Origin of the sequence: Mesorhizobium sp. M0751, from assembly GCF_040320265.1 — a bacterium.
Taxonomy (GTDB): Bacteria; Pseudomonadota; Alphaproteobacteria; order Rhizobiales; family Rhizobiaceae; genus Mesorhizobium.
Genome location: NZ_JAMYPH010000005.1, coordinates 189644 through 208347, shown reverse-complemented (window position 1 = coordinate 208347; position 18704 = coordinate 189644). Strand labels below are relative to the sequence as shown.

Annotated in this window: 17 protein-coding genes; 5 read left to right on the top strand and 12 right to left on the bottom strand. The window is 61.7% G+C overall.

Annotated elements, in window-relative coordinates; translation table 11 throughout:
* Positions 1–357 precede the first annotated feature (357 nt).
* A complete protein-coding gene (locus NKI19_RS11125) occupies positions 358–1041 on the top strand; it encodes a response regulator (RefSeq protein WP_352492980.1) in 684 nt (227 codons plus the stop codon).
* Positions 1042–1705: 664 nt separating this feature from the next.
* Here the strand turns inward: NKI19_RS11125 and NKI19_RS11120 are convergent.
* Both NKI19_RS11120 and NKI19_RS11115 read right to left on the bottom strand, forming a co-directional pair.
* Positions 1706–3046, bottom strand: a complete 1341-nt coding sequence (locus tag NKI19_RS11120) for an ATP-binding response regulator (protein ID WP_352567128.1) — start codon at positions 3044–3046, stop codon at positions 1706–1708.
* 10 nt (positions 3047–3056) lie between these two features.
* Positions 3057–4196 (bottom strand): FIST N-terminal domain-containing protein, encoded by a 1140-nt coding sequence (locus tag NKI19_RS11115; protein ID WP_352492982.1) that lies wholly within the window; start codon positions 4194–4196, stop codon positions 3057–3059.
* A 142-nt stretch (positions 4197–4338) separates the two neighbouring features.
* Here NKI19_RS11115 and NKI19_RS11110 point away from each other — a divergent pair, with 142 nt between their 5' ends.
* From NKI19_RS11110 to NKI19_RS11100, 3 genes are all read left to right on the top strand, one after another.
* Complete coding sequence (locus tag NKI19_RS11110) at positions 4339–4560, top strand: hypothetical protein (protein WP_352492983.1); 222 nt, start codon at positions 4339–4341, stop codon at positions 4558–4560.
* Between the two features lie 167 nt (positions 4561–4727).
* Positions 4728–4970 carry a type II toxin-antitoxin system Phd/YefM family antitoxin gene (locus NKI19_RS11105; protein WP_352492984.1) on the top strand — a complete coding sequence of 81 codons (243 nt, stop codon included), beginning with the start codon at positions 4728–4730 and terminating at the stop codon, positions 4968–4970.
* Positions 4970–5356, top strand: coding sequence for a type II toxin-antitoxin system VapC family toxin (locus NKI19_RS11100; protein ID WP_352492985.1), 387 nt, complete (start codon positions 4970–4972; stop codon positions 5354–5356). The genes NKI19_RS11105 and NKI19_RS11100 overlap by 1 nt, the downstream gene beginning before the upstream one ends.
* Before the next feature lie 37 nt (positions 5357–5393).
* Here NKI19_RS11100 and NKI19_RS11095 read toward each other — a convergent pair whose 3' ends face one another.
* The 9 genes from NKI19_RS11095 to NKI19_RS11055 all read right to left on the bottom strand — a co-directional run bounded on the left by NKI19_RS11095 (position 5394) and on the right by NKI19_RS11055 (position 14045).
* Complete coding sequence (locus NKI19_RS11095; RefSeq protein ID WP_352567130.1) at positions 5394–6224, bottom strand: BtpA/SgcQ family protein; 831 nt, start codon at positions 6222–6224, stop codon at positions 5394–5396.
* Positions 6221–7129, bottom strand: a complete 909-nt coding sequence (locus tag NKI19_RS11090; protein ID WP_352492987.1) for a ribokinase — start codon at positions 7127–7129, stop codon at positions 6221–6223. Before NKI19_RS11090 ends, NKI19_RS11095 begins: the two co-directional genes overlap by 4 nt.
* Positions 7130–7132: 3 nt before the next feature.
* Entirely contained in the window at positions 7133–7903 is a 771-nt protein-coding gene (locus tag NKI19_RS11085; RefSeq protein WP_352492988.1) for a glutamine amidotransferase, read from the bottom strand.
* Between the two features lie 28 nt (positions 7904–7931).
* Positions 7932–9020, bottom strand: coding sequence for a phosphotriesterase family protein (locus NKI19_RS11080; RefSeq protein ID WP_352492989.1), 1089 nt, complete (start codon positions 9018–9020; stop codon positions 7932–7934).
* Between the two features lie 4 nt (positions 9021–9024).
* Positions 9025–10029, bottom strand: a complete 1005-nt coding sequence (locus tag NKI19_RS11075) for an ABC transporter permease (RefSeq protein WP_352492990.1) — start codon at positions 10027–10029, stop codon at positions 9025–9027.
* On the bottom strand, positions 10026–10823 hold the full coding sequence (locus NKI19_RS11070; protein WP_352492991.1) for an ATP-binding cassette domain-containing protein: 798 nt from the start codon (positions 10821–10823) through the stop codon (positions 10026–10028). Before NKI19_RS11070 ends, NKI19_RS11075 begins: the two co-directional genes overlap by 4 nt.
* 74 nt (positions 10824–10897) lie before the next feature.
* The gene (locus NKI19_RS11065; RefSeq protein ID WP_352492992.1) at positions 10898–11836 is read right to left on the bottom strand and encodes an ABC transporter substrate-binding protein; all 939 of its coding nucleotides are present in this window, start codon (positions 11834–11836) and stop codon (positions 10898–10900) included.
* A gap of 116 nt (positions 11837–11952) precedes the next feature.
* Positions 11953–12564 (bottom strand): cupin domain-containing protein, encoded by a 612-nt coding sequence (locus NKI19_RS11060; RefSeq protein WP_352492993.1) that lies wholly within the window; start codon positions 12562–12564, stop codon positions 11953–11955.
* Positions 12565–12929: 365 nt separating this feature from the next.
* Positions 12930–14045 (bottom strand): tetratricopeptide repeat protein, encoded by a 1116-nt coding sequence (locus tag NKI19_RS11055; protein WP_352492994.1) that lies wholly within the window; start codon positions 14043–14045, stop codon positions 12930–12932.
* 1350 nt (positions 14046–15395) lie between these two features.
* Between NKI19_RS11055 and NKI19_RS11050 the strand changes: the two genes are divergently transcribed.
* Positions 15396–17141, top strand: a complete 1746-nt coding sequence (locus NKI19_RS11050) for an adenylate/guanylate cyclase domain-containing protein (protein WP_352492995.1) — start codon at positions 15396–15398, stop codon at positions 17139–17141.
* A 359-nt stretch (positions 17142–17500) separates the two neighbouring features.
* Here NKI19_RS11050 and NKI19_RS11045 read toward each other — a convergent pair whose 3' ends face one another.
* Positions 17501–18700 carry a mandelate racemase/muconate lactonizing enzyme family protein gene (locus NKI19_RS11045; RefSeq protein ID WP_352492996.1) on the bottom strand — a complete coding sequence of 400 codons (1200 nt, stop codon included), beginning with the start codon at positions 18698–18700 and terminating at the stop codon, positions 17501–17503.
* Between the last annotated feature and the right edge of the window lie 4 nt (positions 18701–18704).

Sequence of the window (18704 nt, the reverse complement as noted above, 5' to 3'; positions counted from 1 at the left end):
CCATGCGTTGGAACGAACGCAGGCGAGCGCGTAGACGGACACGCTTCGTAAGTCATTGCCGACGTGCTGTCAGCCTCGGGGGGCGTTGGGCTCAACGGGAATACGCTGGAATTGGTCCAACCGGATCGTGTAGCTTCAACATCAGCGACTGCGATCAGTTGGTTCTGGCTTGGCGCGGCCCAGATCGGCCGATTTGGGCCACCGGGCAAGGCATTGCATTTCAGAACGGCCACATCTGCCGCGTGGCGCCGCGGAAATCATGGGCACATTCTGCTTTAGCCAGCCAAGATGGCAATGTACTATTTGCCAATAAGCTGGCCATGGTTGCAGGACTATTCTAGGCCAGACCAAACCGAAATGAAGCTGATGACCGATCGCGCCAGGTTCCTGATCATCGACGACCATCCGCTGTTTCGCGAGGCGCTGCACAGCGCCGTCCAGATGGCCTATCCGGAGGTTGACACGGTGGAAGCGCGCTCGATTGCCGAGGCGCTCGAGCTTCTGACGGATGCCAAGCCGTTCGACCTGGCGCTGCTCGATCTCAGTATGCCCGACGTGCATGGGTTTGACGGGCTGCTGCAGCTCAGGACGCGTTATCCGCGCCTGCCGGTGGTCATCGTATCCGGCTATGAGGAACCGAAGATCATTTCCGAGGCGCTGTCCTATGGTGCGGCAGGCTTCATCCCGAAATCGGCGCGCAAGAGCGACCTTGCCGCGGCCATCCGCTCGGTGATGGAAGGCGCGATCTATGTTCCTGGGACCTATGAGGGCCGGCCGCCCGACGCCGACAGTACCGACCGCGCCGAGATGGTCCAGCGCCTGGCCACGCTGACGCCGCAGCAGCTCAAGGTGCTGCAGATGCTACGCCAGGGCCTGCTCAACAAGCAGATCGCCTATGAGCTGCAGGTCGGCGAAACCACCGTCAAGGCGCATGTCTCCGAAATCCTGCGCAAGCTCAACGTCTACAGCCGCACCCAGGCGGTGATCGAGGTCTCGAAGCTCGACAATGCCGAGCTGTTTCGGGACCAGGCGGGGTTTTGAGGGGACGAGCGGGAGGCGCGGTGCGTGCTTGCAAAAAGTGCACTGTCACCGTAATTCCGGCTACAGCGGCTCATGTCGCAGAAAACCGTAGGCCCGTCATTCCTTGCGAATCATATATGTACTTGAATTTGTCAGAAACAATTATATGGAATCTCGTCCCAAAATTATCATTCAGGCGAAAAATGTCAAACTCGGTCGAGAAATCATCGACCAATCTTAGCTGATCAATGCGGTATATGTCTCCGTCCTCAAATGTTTCGAAAATAGATTTGGAAAAGTCGAACCCACTTATCTCCTCCATGGGTACATATATTTTCAAGTCGCCTCTATCTGTCTTGGCCGTATAAAGGAGGTGCTTGCTTCTCGAAACAATCGGACCAAACGCCTCGAATATCTCGCGCTTTGCAAACAAGACGCCTGGATGAGAGCCTGGTACGAAATCCGGGATAGGTAGCGGCCGCTCGTCATCAAAGCGAAAAAGCAACTTACTTTTGTCGATAGGCCCGGCCTCCTCCATCTCGAGGAAAGCCTGGGATCCATTTGTATTTCCGTCGTCGACGAGAATACAGTAGTCTCGGGCGTTTTCTTCTATTCTCCAATACATCCTTGGCCTTTTCAAAGTTTGATTCTGCCTGATGCAGTTCGCCCAAGCCCTCAAAAGGGATCAAGCCAGCAGATGCGCGAGCAGCGCGCGCAATTGCGCTGGCTTCAACGGTTTGCGCATCAGCTCGATGCCGGCGGCGCGGGCGGCGTTGGCGACTGTCTCCGAGCCGTCGGCAGTGACGATCAGCGCCGGCACGGCGCGACCGAGATAATCACGGACCTCGGCGATTGTGGTGGTGCCGAGGTCGCCGGCGTCGAGATGCTGGTCGGCTATGACAATATCTGGCAACCAGTCGGTATCGCCAAGCAAGTCGAGCGCATCACCGGTCGAGGTGGCGGGGCGCACCAGGCATTGCCAGCGCTCGAGCAGGGAGGTCATCGCCTGCAGCACGTCGATGTCGTTCTCGACCAGCAGCACCCTTGTGCCGAACAGGCCGTAGCCGCGCGGCCGCTCCATGTCGATCGTGCTGGCGATTGGATCGGCCGTGTCGCCGATCCCGACCGGAACGTCGATATGGAAAATCGTGCCATGTCCGACCTTCGACGAAAACGTGACGGGATGGCCGAGTGCCGCGGCGATGCGGCGCACGATGGCTAGCCCCAACCCCAGCCCGCCGGCGGCAAGCCCGGCATCCGTCGGGATCACGCCGCGATGGAATTCCTCGAACACCGCCTCGCGCTGGTCGTCGGGGATGCCGCAGCCGGTATCGGCGACGTCGATGCGGATCGTGTCGCCGCGATGCCTGGTGCCGACCAACACGCCGCCCGAGCGGGTATAGCGCAATGCATTGGACAGGATGTTCTGCAGGATGCGGCGCAGCAAGGTTCGGTCCGAACGAACGAGCGCATTGACCGGCCGGAACTTCAGCGTCAGCCCCTTCATCTCCGCGACCGGCTGAAAATCCGAGCGCAGAGACGAAAACAGCGTCTCCAGGCTGACATCGGTGATGTCGGGCTGCACGACGCCGGCATCGAGCTTGGAAATGTCGAGCAAGGTGCGGAGCAGGTCCTCCATCGTCTCTAGCGATCGCTCGACCTGGCGGACCAGGTTTCTGCCTTCGTCGCTGGTCTGTACTTCGGCAAGCGCCGAGACCGACAGATGCGCGGCGTTCAGCGGCTGCAGCACGTCATGGCTGGCGGCCGCCAGGAACCTGGTCTTGGACAGGTTCGCCAGCTCGGCGTTTTCCTTGGCCGCGTTAAGGTCGATGTTCGACTGCTCCAGCCGGCGCAAGGTCGAATGCAGCTCTTCGGTGCGGCTGCGCACCCGGCTCTCGAGCGAAATGGCGGTCTGGAACAGCGAAAAGGCATTGCCTTGCTGGTCCATGGAACGCTCGACGCGGCTGATCAGCGCGGCGTTTATTTTCTTTAGCCTTTCCAGGTCGTTGATGTTCCTGAGCGGCATCCCGGATTTCCTACTCCGCCGCTTCGGCCGCATTGCGTTCACCGAAGGCGATGCCGGTGAAGGTCTGGTTCAGATGCATCGAACGGTACTGTTCGCCATAGGTGCCGAAGCCGAGGACGTTGTTGACCTTGTAGAGTTCCGAAATCTCGCGATAGACCTGCCGATTGCGCGCGTCGAGCCGGCGCAGCACGCAGTCGAAACCGAGGATCAGGTCGATGCCGCCAAGCCTTTCGCTGACGTCGCTGAGAGCGGCGCGGGTCGCCTCGACCATGTCCTTGGGCTGGGCGACGGCAAGCACGACACCATCGTCGATGGCGCAGAAGAACGACAGCGAGCCGTCCGCGTGCATCTTCTGGATTGAACGGCAGTAAAATTCGCCGCCGACTTTCACCACCACCGGGTGCGAGGCAAAACTCAGTGGCGTCAGCATCTGCGCGACGACGCCGACCGAGGCGGCATATTCCTCGGCGGCAATGGTGGCGTTGAATTCGCGCACGATGCGGTGGTCGGGATCGGATGCCGTCACCACCAGCTTCTCGTCGGTGGGAACGAAATTGTCGGTCTTGAACACGTGGAAAGGAATTTCCGTAGTGATCAGCACGATAATGGCGCTGTCGGAGGTCACTTTGCCGTTCGAGATCAGCCGCGTTGTCTCGAATTTCAAATCATCGCCAGCCGACCCGCCGATCAGTGGGATGTCGTCGAGCCCCCAATGAATGGCGGAGGTCACCGCTTCTTCGGCATAGGACAGCCCGTCGATCAAGCAGAGCGCGAAAGTGGTGTCGGCTCGCTCGTGCCCGAGGCGGTCGCGTAGCGAACGCCTCAGCGCCTCGACTTCGCCGGTAATCCCGTCCATGCCCGATGAGGACAGATTTTCGACCATGGTGCTGGCTGCCGAAAACGATACGGAGGGAAGCAGCATAGCCAGGATCTGGCCTTCCTCCAGCCCCCTGGGCGTTATCTCACCGGCCGTCGAGCAGCCGGCATAGTGGAGCGCCGGCGCGTGGGTCTTCAGCGCTTCCGACAGGGCGACGGCCTCTATGAGACTCTGCGAGAAAAACAGGAGGGCAAACCCGGCGTCGATGGCCACTGCTTCCGCTGCCACCGCCCGGGCGAACGCATCCGCGTCGGATTCGTCGGTGGTGAGCACCGAAAGGCCGCATGCATAGCGCGTCCGTGACTTGGCCAGCGGCTTCCTCCTCCATTTCCTCCGACGCTTTTTTTGTGCGCGTCTGGCGCGCGGGCGTCGAGGTCATTGTTGTCTTGAAGCGACGCTTTGGCAATGAGCCAACATGATGGATCTGAAGTTTCTGCCGTTTGACGGTGTCAGCGCAGCCGCTCACGGACGGAAGGCCGCATCGCACCGCTATCGCGTTCGCTTCGTTACGCCGTTCCTGGCTTTGCGTGACAACTGGGTCATCCAGCGGGCAGTGGAAGCAAAGCGCCACATCACGACTGATGCTAAGTCCGTAAAAGAGGTGCGAAACTTCGTAGGAGTAGGTCTTCGCGAGTGACGAGCAGGAGATATTTGTCACACCGCCTCTCGTTCTCGAAAGTAGCGCGAGCGCTACCGAGGAAGGATCAGCCGAATCCGGCATCCTTCACCCTTCACTGACTGAAACACGCTTGAAAATCGGGCCTGTGTAGACTAAGTTGCATGGACTAAGTCATGAGGTCTGCAATGCACACCGTCAATATTCACGAGGCCAAGACGCATCTGTCTCGTCTTGTCGACAGGGCGGCCAAAGGCGAATCCTTCATTATCGCCAAATCCGGCAAGCCGATGGTCAAGGTCGTTGCCATAGACGCACCTGCGGCCGGCGAAATGCGTCGGGTGGGGTTTATGGCCGGGCAGTTTTCAGTTCCGGACGATTTTGATCGCATGGCCGATGACGAAATCGAGAAGCTGTTTGGCGGCGATTGATGAAACTTCTTCTCGATACCCATCTTCTGCTCTGGGCGGCGGGCGAGCCCGAAAAGCTCCCGCCCGCAGCCCTTGCTGAGATCGAGAATGCCGATAACCACTTGACGTTCAGCGCCGCAAGTCTCTGGGAGATTGCAATTAAACGCGGTCTGGGCCGCCTCGACTTTAAGGTCGATGCGCGTCTTTTACGTCGGGGCCTGATCGACAATGGCTATTATGAGCTGCCAATCACCGGCGAGCATGCCATTGCAGTGGAGGGGCTTCCACCCATCCACAAGGATCCCTTCGATCGGATCCTGATTGCTCAATCGATTGTGGAAGGCATTACTTTGCTGACCGTCGACGATCTGGTCGCGCAGTATCCTGCGCCCGTCCATTGTCTCTGATCAAGCTGGACCCCAAGCCCCTCGGTAGGGTAGTCAGCTATCGCTTCAGACCACTCATGAACGCCTTCACTCGAGCAGAGTCGACTTGGTTCCACCAGACGCCGTCGTACTTCAGCGCGCTGGCGATGATGACCCCGTCGACAATGGCGAGGATATCATTGGCGTTGTCCGGGGTGACACCGCTGCCGACCAGCGTCGGCAGGCCGGCGGCCTGCTTGATCATACTTATGTAGCCCAAATCCGCGGCGTGGCCGGTGCGCTGGCCGGTGGCGATGATGGCGTCGGCGTCGAAGAAGACCAGGTCCTTGACCAGTTCCTCCACCGGACGGTCGGCGACGATGGCATGTGCGCCGTGCTTGACATGGGCATCGGCGAAAATGCGGATGCCGTTGGCGCGCAGCCTGGCGCGGTAGCGCGCCGCGCGGCCCGACTCGCCTTCGACAAAGCCCTCATTGGCGACATAGGCGTTCGCCCATTGATTGACGCGGACGAAACCGGCGCGGGCAGCGCTGGCGATCGCCAAGGCCGGGATCGCGGCATTGGCCAGCACATTGATGCCGATCGGCCTGCCGAGTTCGCGGCGGATGCGGTCGGAAACGACCGCCATATAGGCCGCCGTCTCCGGGCCGATATCATCAGGCTTGGCGAAGGGGATGTCGCCATGGTTCTCGACGATGACGCCGTCGCAGCCGCCGTCGAGATAGGCTTTGGCGTCGTCGAGCCCGCGCTGGTAGATCACTTCCACGGCCTCGCCGTCATAGCGCGGCGCGCCGGGCAGCGGCGCCAGGTGAACGACGCCGATCACCACCTTGGTGCGGCCGAAAAGGTCTAGCAGCGCGTCGCCGCAGGATTGGCCGATCTGGGTCATGAGAGCTCCATTTGATCGATGAGCGCCGCCATCTCGGAGGCGGAAGGACAGGACGCCAGCGTGCCCGGCCGTGTCACGGCGATTGCGGCGGCGGCTAGCGCCAGCTCCAGCGCCGAGATGACCGGCATGCCCCTGGCAAGCCCACCGGCCAGACAGCCGCAGAACACATCGCCCGCGCCGCTGGTGTCGAGCGCTTCGACCTGCGGCGCCGGCAAGCGAAGCGGTTCCGTCCGGTCCGTGCCAAGCACGAGACAGCCTGCGGCACCGAGCGTGATGACGACGGCGCCTGCGCCTTTGGCCACCAGCGCGCCGGCGGCTGCTGTCATGTCATTCCGGCCGGTCAGGGTTTTCGCCTCGGATTGGTTGACCACCAAAACCTCCGCCAGGCCGAGATCGGGAACAGATGCCGCATTGATCGGGCTGGCGTTGAGAACGGTGCGCGCACCGTTTCCCTTTGCCGCTCTGAGGCAGGCATTGGTCACGGCAGTCTGCAAATTTCCCTGGCAGACGAGGATGTCGCCGGGGGCGATCCAGCGGACAAGTGCTGTCTGCGTCACCGGATCGAAGGCTTCGCTGCAGGCGACGCCGCTGACGATGAAATTCTCTCCGCCTTTATCGACGACGATGGTCGAGCGGTCGCTCGGCAGCTCGAATTCGCTCACCTCAAGGTCTGACAGCTCGCTGTCGAGGCGGCTCCTGATCCACGCGCCAGCGGGGTCCTTGCCGAGCGCCGTCCAGAACGTCACCTCTGCACCAGTCCGTGCTGCTGCGACTGCCTGGTTGGCGCCCTTGCCGCCGAGCCCGTCGGCATAACTCACGGCATTCAAGGTCTCGCCGGCGGCAGGGAAGCGGCCGACGCGAAACACGGTATCGACGCAGGCATTGCCGACGACGTGGACATGCATGGCTCAGCTCTCACCGGTCGCCCAGCCCAGCATCTGTTCGAACAGGGTCTTGTAGCCGCGCCAGGCGATGAATTGCGGCGGAAGCCAATGCGGCCCGACATCGGATGTCCAGGCAACGGTGCGGCCCTTGCCGTAATGGCCGGTGACAAGCAGCGGCAGCGAACCATAGTCCGACGACACGCTGGCCAGGACCTCGGCCCCATCCTTCAGCGTCACCTCGTTGAAGCCGAGCAGGATCGGCCAGTCCGAGCCGAGGCCCCTGAGGATGGGATGGCTCGACCCTGGTTTCGGCACAGGCGCAAAACCTTCGGGAACCTCGACGCGGTCGTCGTAGGCCAGGCAATTCACCGGTAGCACGTCCTCGACCGGGGTCTTGCGGTAGCGCGCGCCGCCATTGATGCCCTGGAAGCTGTAGTAGCCGCCGAACATCAATAGACCGCCGCCGCCGTTGACGTAATCGCGCAGCAGGCGCAAGCGGTTCGGCGTCGGCTTGGAGTGGACCCATGTGTCGGGATGCAGCAGCAGCGTGTTGGCGCCGATGTCGGAGAGCACGACCGCGTCATAGGCCGACAGCGCCTCCATCGTCTGTGGAAAGCCGCGCTGCGCCTCATGCGCCGGCATGAAGGTGACGTCGAAGTCGGTCGCCGTCAGCGCGCTCAGCAACTCGTCCGCGCCGGTGTGGTAGGTGACGGTCGGAAACTGATCGAAACCCTTGATATGGGTCGCGGTCGAAACCCAGGATTCGCCGGCAAGCAGGATTTTCTTCTTGGACATTTGAACTCCCGTCGTAACTCGAGGCCATTCAGAGCCGCGCGAATACGCTCTTTGGATTGGCGATCAGCATGCGGTCGATAGCAGCCTGCTCGACGCCGTGGCGTTTCAGGCGCGGTATGAAATGCTTCAGGATATAGCCATAGCCGAAGCCGCCGAAGCGCGTCAGCATGATCTTGAGGAACACATCCTGCGACAACAGCAGGCGGTCGCCGAAGCCCGCCTCGACAAGGGCAGCGATGGCGCGTGCATTCTCCTCGTCGGAGGGCGATTGCGCGTCCTGGTCGGCATAATAATAGTCCATGCCGATCATGTCGTATTCGAGGAATGCGCCGCGCCGGGCGAGGCTTTTCTGGTAATCGGGATCGTCGTGGCTCGGGTTCATGTGGCAGAGCACGGTGTGACGAAGATCGCCGCCTTCGGCCTCGACGATATCGAGCACGTCGTGCGCCAGCCGCTCCCAGCCAGGCAGATGGATTGACAGCGGCACGCCGGTGATGCGCGAGGCGCGCGCCGAAGCTCGCAGCGACTTGCGTTCCTCGGCGGTGAAATCCTTGCTGACGCCGACCTCGCCGATCAGCCCGGCCATGATCGGCGGCTGCGTCTCGCCGCCGCCGACATCGTTGACGATGAACTCGGTCACCGCGTCCACATCCATCGCCTTCAGCCATTCGGGATGGGTGTGATCGAGATAGAAGCCGGTGCCCATGACGATCTTTAGGCCGGACATGCGGCTGATGCGGGCGAGCTTTTCGGGGTCGCGGCCGATGCCGATATTGGTGGCATCGACGACGGTGTGGCCGCCCAGTGCGCGATAGCGCTGCAGCTCCGACAGCGCCAGGTCGGCGTCGTCGAGCGAAACGTTGTCGCGGTTGACGTAAGGGTTCATGCGCAACTCGCCGATGATCTCGATGTTCACCGGCTGCTCGGCGATCGCCATGTCATCGGGATGGCAGGGACATTTCCAGCTGCGCGCGCCATCGAGCAAGATGTGCTCGTGCATCAGCGTAATGCCCATCTCCTCGACCGGAACTGGGCCGAGCACGGTCATCACATGGCCGGTTTCGACCCCGATTGGCAGCCGCTGGCCGGGCTCTGCGTTATCGAACAGACCGCTCATTGGCTCAACGGCTCCGCACGGCGCCGCGGAACAGGCGGAAGTTCAGCCAGATGGCGATCAGGATGATCGTTCCGGTGACTATCGGCGTCAGGAAAGGCGACAGATGCGCCAGGATCAGGCCGTTGCCGATGACGGCCACGGTCAGCGCGCCGAGCACCGTGCCGATGATCGTTCCGCGGCCGCCGAACAGGCTGGTGCCGCCGAGCACGACGGCGGCGATGACTTCCAGCTCGAAACCCTGTCCGGCATTCGAAGATCCCGATCCAAGCCGGGCAGCAATGATGATCCCGGCAAGGGCTGCCGCGGTGGCGGAAATCACATACACGAACAGCGTCGTCTGCCGCGTGTTGACGCCGGCGCGCCGCACCGCCTCGGCGTTGGCGCCGATGCCGGTGACATAGCGGCCGAATGGCGTCTCGTTGAAGGCGAGATAGGCGATGGCCAGGATCGCCAGCGCGATCAGCGCCGGCACCGGCACGCCAAGGAACCAGGCGCGTCCCAGCACGGTGAAAGCGCTTCCTGGCTCGATCGGGATGGAATAGCCGCCGGTGATCAGCAGCGCCACGCCACGGATCACCGAAAGCCCGGCAAGCGTGACGATGAAGGACGGGATGCCCTCATAGGCGACGAAATAGCCCTGCACCGCGCCAAGCAGGGCACCGAGCGCCAACATGGCGAGGATAACGACTGGCCAGGGCAGGCCGAACTGCAAAAGCGTCGCCGACAGCGTCGCCACCAGCGCCAGCACGGAGCCGACCGAAAGATCGATGCCGCCAGTGGTGATGACGAAAGTCATTGCCGCGGCGACGATCAACAGCGGCGCCGACTGCCGCAGGATGTTCAACAGATTGGGCGACGTCAGAAAGGCGTCGGTCGCAACCGAGAAGATGATGCAGACGACCAGAAAGAACAGCGCGATCGAGACGACACTGCCATTGGCGAGCAGCACATCGCGCCAGGTGCCCTTGTGCACTCGTGAGGGCTGAGCGGCGTGGATCGCGTCGCTCATGCCGGCGCTCCACCGCGATAGCCATTGGTGGCGGAACGCGCACTGAACTTGCGGCCGACGATCAGATTGACCACGTCTTCGATATTGGTCTCGCCGATCAGCCGCTCGGCGACATTGCGCCCTTCATACATGACCTGGATGCGATCGCAGACGAGGAACAGATCCTGAAGCCGGTGGGTGATCAGGATGACGCTGACACCGCGCGCACTGACCGCGCGGATCAGTTCGAGCACCGCCTCGACTTCGGCGACGGCAAGCGCTGCCGTCGGCTCGTCCATGATCAGCACGGCCGGCTCGAACGAGGCGGCGCGGCCGATCGCGATCGACTGGCGCTGCCCGCCGGAGAGGTTTTCGACCTTGAGACGGGTGTCGGCAATGACGATGCCGAGCCGATCGAGCATCTGGCGCGTCTCGTCATGCATGCGCTTCTTGTCGAGAAAGGAAATGCCTGCGATGCGGCGGCGCGGCTCGCGGCCGAGAAACAGATTGCCGGCGACATCGACCGTGTCGCAGAGCGACAGGTCCTGGTAGACCATCTCCACGCGCGCCGCACGTGCGTCGGCCGGCGAGCTGAAGACCACCGGCTTGCCGTCGATTTCGATGGTGCCGGCGTCGGGAACCACAGCCCCCGACAGCACCTTGCTCAATGTCGACTTGCCGGCGCCATTGTCGCCGACCAGCCCCAGCACCTCGCCCGGCTTCAGCGTCAGCGACACGTCATCGAGCGTCTGGATGGCGTTGTAGCGCTTTGAGATGCCGCTCATCCGCACCCGATAGGTCTGGCCACTGCTCATCTGGGATTCCACGCGATTGCAAGGTGTCCGCGGCGCAGCCTCAGGCGGCGCCGCGGCTCGGTCGCCGACGCAGTTTACTTGAACATCGCGCGGTATTGGTCGACATTCTTCTTGGTCACGATCGTCACCGGGATATTGATGATCGGATCGATTTTCTCGCCCTTCTTGAGCTTGCCGAGCGCTTCGACCGCGGCCTTGCCTTCGCCGGCCGGATCCTGCTGCACGACCGCCACCACCCAGCCGTCGTCGATGCCCTGAACGGCCTGCTTGGTCAGATCCCAGCCGAATACCTTGACGTCGCCGGTGCGGCCCTGGCTGGTCACTGCCGAAACGGCGCCGAGCAAGGCCGGCTCTCCGGTCGCATAGAGCGAGTTCATGTCCGGATTGGCCGTCATCAGGTTTTCCGAAGCGCTCAACGCGGTCTCCTGAACGTTCTGGCCGTCGACCGTGTCGAGGAAGGTGACGGCCTGGCCGCTTTCGGTGACCGCCTTCTTGAAGCCGTCGAGCCGCTGGTTCTGGATGAATGAATTGAGTGCGCCGACGATACCGATCTTGGCCTTGCCGCCCATCTCGGTCTTCACATAGTCGGCGTAGAACTTGCCGATGTCCTCGCCGGCCTTGGTGTTGTCGACGCCGATGAACGAAATATTGTCGCCGTCGGGGATTTGCGCGTCGATGGCTATGACGGGAATGCCGGCCGCCTTGGCCGCGGTGATCGCAGGCTTGACGCCGTTGACGTCGATGGCGACCAGAATGATGCCGTCGACTTTCTGCGTGATGTAGTTCTCGATCGCGTCGTTTTGCGCGCTCGGCACATTGTTGGCGTTGAAAATGACCAGCTTGGCGCCGGCGGCATCGGCTGCCTTTTGCGCGCCCTCGTTGATCTGGTTGAAGAACAGGGCCTGCTGGTTGATGTTGACGAGAGCGAACGTATCGGCAAGCGCCGATCCCATCGCTGCCGAGCCCATGGCAATGGCGGCGGCACAGCCGGCGAGAAGTTTGAACAGACGCATTTCGGTTCCCCTTGCTTGCGGACCAGACCTCGGCTGGTCCCGTTGGTGCTACAGGCACGAGGCAAACATTCAAGAGACTTGAATATTTGTCAATCCAAATGAACGCAGAGCGTTGCTCAGAAAGTCGCCGGCGTGTTGACCCAGAAAATGCTAGCGCGTTCCTCGCCGATGTTGCGGTAATGATGCGGCAACTCCGACCTGAACACGAAGGCATCGCCCCTGGCGAGAGCATGGCTCTTGCCGTCGACGATCAGTTCGATCCGGCCGGCGAGCACATAGCCGACTTCCTCGCCGGCATGCTGGATCGGACCTTCGCTCGAGCCCTCTGCCTCGATGTGATGGATGTTGCATTGTAAGAGGTGGCCAGGCGAATACGGAATGATGCGTTCGAGCGAAATGCCTTCGCCACGCCGTAGCGCGTCGAGCGCGATCAAAGGCCTTGCGCCCGCCCGGAATACGATCGCCTCGTCGTCATCGACTTGCTCGAACATCCAGCCGATGTTGGTGTCGAGAACCTCGACCAGGCGGTGAAGCATGGGCAGGGACGGCGAAGCCTTGCCGTTCTCGATCTTGGACAGCAGGCTTTCCGAACAATTCGCAGCCGCGGCCAGCGTCTTCAGCGTCATGCCGCGTGTCTGGCGGGCGAGGCGCAGCCGAGTTCCAAGTCTTGCGACATTTACGGTGACGTCCGTTTCTGACTGTGGCCGCCGTCGATCGATTTTGTTCATCTGTTCGCCAACCATTCAACGGTCAAGGGCAACTATCGCGCGAGCAAAAGACCTCGGCCGACGATTTGCAAGTGCTGATGCGTCAAATTCGAGACTGCAGCCGTAGCTCCGGCATCTGGCGAATGCTGCTCCCGCATGAACCGCACTGATGATCTCGCCCCGGTCATCAGTGTCGCTTGGCTGCCCATCGGGGCCGAAATCGTCACCGCTACCGCGTTGCGTCATGTGGCGAGTGGACCGGGAACGACAATGCGGGCAAGGCGGCCACACAGCCAATCTACACAACCACGGCCGTGCCGACACGACAAAATTTGGACTGTCACCGAATTCGTGGAGTCCGCCCAGAAGTCACCCACGGCAGCGCCCTATGGAGTTACGCCCAGGGCGCGCAGGCTCTCGGTGGCTGCGACGTACTCAATGAAATCCCTGGGGCAGTCGCGCACGGCTAGCCGGTAATGTCGCAAAGCCTTGTCGGCATTGCCCTTGAGCTGGTGGAATTCCGCCGCGTAGAAATTGGCCTCACACAGATTTCCGCGTTTCCGCCTCGGGACGGGATCGTCGGCTGCGGTCAGGGCTGCTTCGGGCGACTGCTCGCCAAGGAACATGCGAACCAGCGGCGCCGGCCATTTGGTCATGTCCAACTTGCTGGCCACCCGGCGTAAATGGCTGGCGCCACCACTGCGCCGCTCGGCCAGATCCGCCCAGATCGCATAGTAGGCATTGTCGGGTGCAAGTGTCGCCGCCATTGTAAGGTCGGCTTGCGCCTTGGCCGGTTCCGGGCCGCAGAAATAGTAGATTCCCCTGCTTCCGTAGGGATTGACATAGGTGGGATCGAGCGTGATCGCCTGGCTGTAGTCAGCGACGGCGCGTGCTGCATTACCCTTTGCGCCCCAAGAGATGGCCCGGTTATTGTAGGCGAACGGGTGTCGGGGATTGAGTCTGATCGCCTCGTCGAAATCGGCGATGGCGCGGTCGAATTTGCCCATCCTGTTGAAGACGAAGCCGCGATTATTGTAGGCCTCCATATATGCCGGATCGAGTCCGATTGCGTGGCTGTAGTCGATGATGGCGCGAACGTCGTCGCCCTTGTGAGCCCAGCCGAGGCCTTTGTTGTAAAAGGCCACGGCTTTTCCGGGGTCGAGCTCGATCGCCCGGTCGAAATCGCGGATGGCGTTGTCGTTCTCGCCCTTGTCGAGCCATAGCAGCCCACGCTCGTTGTAGGCATCGGTGTCGTCCGGGTCGAGGGCGATGGCGTTGTCGTAATCTGCCAAGGCCCGGTCAGTGTCACCGATCTCAGTCCAGACAATAGCCCGGTTGTGGTAAGCGACGGCGCGGCTGCCCGAGCTTCGCGTCCTGTCCTCGATGATCCGCGTGCAGGCCGCGATCCGCTGTGAGCCCGCAGCGGCGCCACCACAATCGTGGCTGTCCTCGGCCAAGGTCGGAGCACCGAGCGCAAGCAGCACAATGAGACAGGCCAGCACCCGCTGTCCCGCTTGAATTGACCGTTCGATTGGCCGCCCATCAAACATCGTGTCAGCAGGTTCGGATCACAATTGCGGTTTGTTGGCCTCGTTCCAACTTGATCAAACAAATCTTTGTTCTTCGCAAGTCGTCCCGGCAAGGAAGTGGTCGAAATGGTTGATAAATGTTGCCTCGGGCAGATCGCGAGGGGTGAGCGTGCCCGCGCTCGGGACCGCATAGCCAAACTAGGTGGGCAAGGTCGAAATCGCGTAACTTTAAGCTTCGACAATTTTGAAGAAAGTCAAATCAGAATTAGTGGACTAGAACCTTGAGAATGTGAATTGCGGAAGCGACGCGCTTTAATGCTTTAGAAGTATAGACACATCGACACGAGGTGCGAAGAAGCAACGCCAATACAGCTGATTGGTTACGACATATTTATTTTCGCAGATATGGTATTGGCCGTCCGGGGATTCCTGTACACGGTCCTGTGGGATGATGAAATTATGCGGCAAATAGGTGTACCCACCGTCTACCCTGGACCGCACCGAAGACCGAGGTACGGCGCGGCAATCTGAACCGCCGCAGCACTTGAATTTGGTCTGCGGGTCAATCTTGTCTTCGTACCAATCATGGGCGTTAGCGGCTGTTGCGGCGGCGATACACATTGCCGTGAAGATGAGCCTTCGCATGGCATTCCTCAAGTGTCTGGCAGGCGCTGCTCGTTCGGGTTTCCATGTATATTAGCGTTCCATTGAAAATACCATTGGCCTCCGCCGACTTAACGCAGCTCCGGCAAGCGAGGGTCGCAATTGAAAGGCCGCATCGGGTCACGTCATGACGACACTTGCACCGAACAAGTGCCGGGCGCAGAATCTGCCCAGGGAGCAATACGCGTTTGGCAGGGCGACCCGGCGCCGCATAGTCTGAAGGTGGCGCGAAGGAGACCTCCTCCGAACTGCTCCTAGTATCTGGATGGTTGACCAACCGATACGACGTTCATAGGACAGTAACGCCCGATGCGCGCGTTCGTAGGGCATCTCGCTGTTACATCGGGGTGACAAAAGCACCGCCACGGTGGCGTCAACCGGTTACAGAGGGCGAGAAATATCTGCGGCCTTCTGGGAGTGAAGTGTCAGCGTTCCAGAGGCTGCGTGGGCGTGTCGTGTTAGCGCGGCGACTGGAACGCTCCACGCCTCGCAAGCGGGATAGCGAAATCTCGTGAAGGCAAGGTCGAGCTGCGTTCTCCGTTCTGTATCGGCGACGGGCGGCGACCGGGAGAGATGGATACCATGCACATGGGGCGTCTGGAAGTTGGCAGGACATGGGCACGGGGCGGCCCGCGTGCAGGCTCATGGCTGAGCGGTGCGATGACCACGCAGCGCCACCTCGCAGCGATCCTGGCTTGCGACGTGGTCGGCTATTCGCGCCTGACGGAGCGCGACGAGCGCGGGACCCTCGAGCGGCTGAAGATCTACCGCAAGGACCTCCTCGAACCGCTGGTCTCCGAGCACGGGGGTCGGATCGTCAAGCTCACCGGCGACGGCATGCTGTGTGAGTTCGCGAGCGTCGTTAACGCGGTGACCTCGGCAATGGCGATCCAGCAGGCCGTGGCAAAACACGAAGCGGAGACGCCGAAGGAAGAGCGGATTCGCTTCCGCATCGGCGTCAATCTCGGCGACGTGGTCTGCGAGGAAGACGGCGACCTCTACGGCGACGCGGTCAACATCGCCGCCCGCCTCGAAAGCATCGCCGACCCCGGCACGGTGGTCGTCTCGGGCACCGCCTACGACCACCTTCAGGGCAAGCTCGGCTGCGGCTTCACGCCGCTCGGCAACCTGCGCCTCAAGAACATCGAGCGGCCTGTGCGCGCCTACCGCGTCGAGACCGACGCCAGCGCCTCGGTGGCTGCACCGCCTCCGCTGCCCGAGAAACCCTCGATCGCGGTTCTGCCTTTCACCAACATGAGCGGCGACCCCGACCAGGAATACTTCGCCGACGGACTGGTGGAGGACATCATCACGGGATTGAGCCGGGTGGACTCCTTCTTCGTGATCGCCCGCAACTCGTCCTTCACCTACAAGGGCCGGGCGGTGGACCTGCGCCAGGTCGGGCGCGAGCTGGGCGTCCGCTACGTGCTCGAAGGCAGCATCCGCAGAGCAGGATCGCGGGTGCGCATCAGTGGGCAGTTGGTGGACGCGATCAGCGGACATCATGTCTGGGCCGATCGCTTCGAGGGCGACGTGAGCGACATCTTCGACCTGCAGGACAAGGTGACCGAGAGCGTCGTCGGCGCTGTCGAACCGAGCATCCGGCTGCAGGAGATCAAGCAGGCGCGCATGAAGCCGACCGACTACATCAGCGCCTACGACCTCTACCTTCGCGCGCTGCCGCGCTTCTACAGCATGACGCGCGAAGGCTTTGCCGACGTGCGCCGGCTCACCAACGAGGCGCTCAGCATCGACCCTGGCTTCACCTTGGCGAAGGCACTTGGCTCCTATATCCGCAGCCTTTCCGTGAGCCAGTGCTGGCACGAGCCCGACGATATCCGGGTCGCCGCGCGCATGGCTCGCGAGGTACTGGCGGAAGCGCGTGACGACCCCACGAGCCTACGCTTCGCCGCGCAGGTGATCGCCTACAGCGCGAAGGACTACGAGACGGCCCTGGACACGATCGAACGATCCCTGCTGCTCAACCCCAATTCGGCGCAGGGCTATACGGGCAGCGGCTGGGTGAACGCACATTCCAGCCGCCCGCTCGTCGCGATCGAGCACTTTCACAGGGCAATGCGGCTGAGCCCGGTCGACCCCGAGAAGGGCATCGCGCTCTCGGGCATCGGGATGAGCTACCTGATGCTCGAGCACTACGAGGAAGCGCTCGCATGGGGAGAACGCGCGTTGCACGAGATGCCGAACTACGGTTCCTCGCACCGGGTGGTGATCATGGCGCTGGTCAAACTCAACCGGCTGGACGAGGCGCAGGCGGCGGCGCGGCGGCTGATGGAGGCGTTCCCGACCTACACGCTCACCCTGCAGAGACAGATCAACCCGTGGCTGGACAAGGTGTTCGCCGAGCGTTACGTCGAGGCGCTGGGCATCTCCGGCGTGCCGGAGTGATCGTCGCGGTTGCAAAAATGCCCAGCGAGGCGACGGCCCTTGACCCCTTCGCTTCTGGAAGGACAGTTCTCTGGCCGGCTTGTCTGAGGATTGAGCGCGTAGAGCAGCCGTGAACAGCAAGCGAGCTCTCTGTTGAATTCGCGTCGAACTTTCGGTTTCCACCCTGACGACCTACCGACGGTCCAGACAAACGTGGCCGTTGGGTCAGGTGAGGACAGACCCTGCGCCGAGCTGAATGTCCGCTCAACTACACCTCACACTGGAAGCCGCCAGCCAGCTTTCGGCCGCGAAGTGGTCACTCCGGATGCCAATTTGCGTGAAGCGGTCCGCATGGTGCAAGGTGGCGCAAGAAGCATGGTTCAGTCGAAGAAGCCCGCATCCTCTTCGCTGAGATACTTCCTGGCTGCTTCGGCGTCGATGTCGAGGCCCAGCCCCGGCGCTTCCAGCAGGTCCACCATGCTGTCCTTCACGATCTGCGACGGCAGGCCGATTACGAGGTCCTCCCACCAGGGGTCTGAGGCGCTCGGGTATTCGAACGCGATGTAGTTGGCGGGCAGCGTGGCGCAGACATTGATCAGCGCTCCGAGGCCCAGAAGGCCGTTCGCGGTGCCGTGCGGTGCCATCAGGATCGAGTGCATATAGGCGTGCTCGGCGACCCATTTGAGCTCGGCAATGCCGCCAATATCGGCCGGATCGGGGCCGATGACGCGCACCGCCTGCGTTTCGATCAGCTCCTTGAAATTGTGCCGCAGGTAGATCTGCTCGCCGGTATGAATTGGCGTCGAGGTGGAGGTGGTCAGCTCCCGATAGGCCTGCGGATTGACCCACGGCAAATAGTCGCCGGTCAGCATATCCTCGAGCCACATCAAATTGTACTTCTCGACCGCGCGAGCGAACTTGATCGCATCGGGCAGCATCCAGCCCGGGCCGCAGTCGAGCGCCAGGCTGACCTTGTCGCCCAGCACTTCCTTCATCGCGATCACGCAGTCAAGCATGTGGTTGAAACCGCGCTCGCTGATCACGCCCTGATCCATGGCACCGTGATAGCCAGCCTTCTTCTGCGTCACGCCGTAATGGAAGTCCTCGATGGTGTCCTTCATGTTGGAGTGGAACGAGATTCCTTGCTTGATCATGAAGAAGTTCTGCGGCTGCTCCATCATCCATTTCACGTCAGCGGCGTAATCCTCCGGCCGGTCCCCTGTTCGTTTCTGGCGGATCGAGCCGTTATAGACGCGCACCTTGTCGCGCACCTTGCCGCCGAGCAGTTTGTAGACAGGCACGCCTGCGGCCTTGCCGGCAATGTCCCACAGCGCATGCTCGATAGCGCTTACCGCCGCGCCATAGGGCTTGAAAGAGCCGCGTTGGCGGATCTTCAGCATCACCCGCTCGACGTCGGTCGGGTCCTCGCCGATCAGCGCCTCGCGGAAATGCAGCACCCAAGGTTTGAGATAGGTCTTGGTGAACTCGACCTCGCCAAGGCCATAGAGGCCCTCGTCAGTAACGATGCGGACGATGGGATGTTTGCCGATGACGGCGCAGCGGAGGTCGGTGATCTTCATCTTC

What these genes read in the sequence shown, in the direction of transcription:
- NKI19_RS11075 (WP_352492990.1), bottom strand. Translation starts at nt 10,029, where the DNA reads ATGAGCGACGCGATCCACGCCGCTCAGCCCTCACGAGTGCACAAGGGC.
- NKI19_RS11120 (WP_352567128.1), bottom strand. Translation starts at nt 3,046, where the DNA reads ATGCCGCTCAGGAACATCAACGACCTGGAAAGGCTAAAGAAAATAAAC.
- NKI19_RS11070 (WP_352492991.1), bottom strand. Translation starts at nt 10,823, where the DNA reads ATGAGCAGTGGCCAGACCTATCGGGTGCGGATGAGCGGCATCTCAAAG.
- NKI19_RS11050 (WP_352492995.1), top strand. Translation starts at nt 15,396, where the DNA reads ATGACCACGCAGCGCCACCTCGCAGCGATCCTGGCTTGCGACGTGGTC.
- NKI19_RS11125 (WP_352492980.1), top strand. Translation starts at nt 358, where the DNA reads ATGAAGCTGATGACCGATCGCGCCAGGTTCCTGATCATCGACGACCAT.
- NKI19_RS11045 (WP_352492996.1), bottom strand. Translation starts at nt 18,700, where the DNA reads ATGAAGATCACCGACCTCCGCTGCGCCGTCATCGGCAAACATCCCATC.
- NKI19_RS11100 (WP_352492985.1), top strand. Translation starts at nt 4,970, where the DNA reads ATGAAACTTCTTCTCGATACCCATCTTCTGCTCTGGGCGGCGGGCGAG.
- NKI19_RS11085 (WP_352492988.1), bottom strand. Translation starts at nt 7,903, where the DNA reads ATGTCCAAGAAGAAAATCCTGCTTGCCGGCGAATCCTGGGTTTCGACC.
- NKI19_RS11065 (WP_352492992.1), bottom strand. Translation starts at nt 11,836, where the DNA reads ATGCGTCTGTTCAAACTTCTCGCCGGCTGTGCCGCCGCCATTGCCATG.
- NKI19_RS11095 (WP_352567130.1), bottom strand. Translation starts at nt 6,224, where the DNA reads ATGACCCAGATCGGCCAATCCTGCGGCGACGCGCTGCTAGACCTTTTC.
- NKI19_RS11105 (WP_352492984.1), top strand. Translation starts at nt 4,728, where the DNA reads ATGCACACCGTCAATATTCACGAGGCCAAGACGCATCTGTCTCGTCTT.
- NKI19_RS11060 (WP_352492993.1), bottom strand. Translation starts at nt 12,564, where the DNA reads ATGAACAAAATCGATCGACGGCGGCCACAGTCAGAAACGGACGTCACC.
- NKI19_RS11090 (WP_352492987.1), bottom strand. Translation starts at nt 7,129, where the DNA reads ATGCATGTCCACGTCGTCGGCAATGCCTGCGTCGATACCGTGTTTCGC.
- NKI19_RS11110 (WP_352492983.1), top strand. Translation starts at nt 4,339, where the DNA reads ATGATGGATCTGAAGTTTCTGCCGTTTGACGGTGTCAGCGCAGCCGCT.
- NKI19_RS11080 (WP_352492989.1), bottom strand. Translation starts at nt 9,020, where the DNA reads ATGAGCGGTCTGTTCGATAACGCAGAGCCCGGCCAGCGGCTGCCAATC.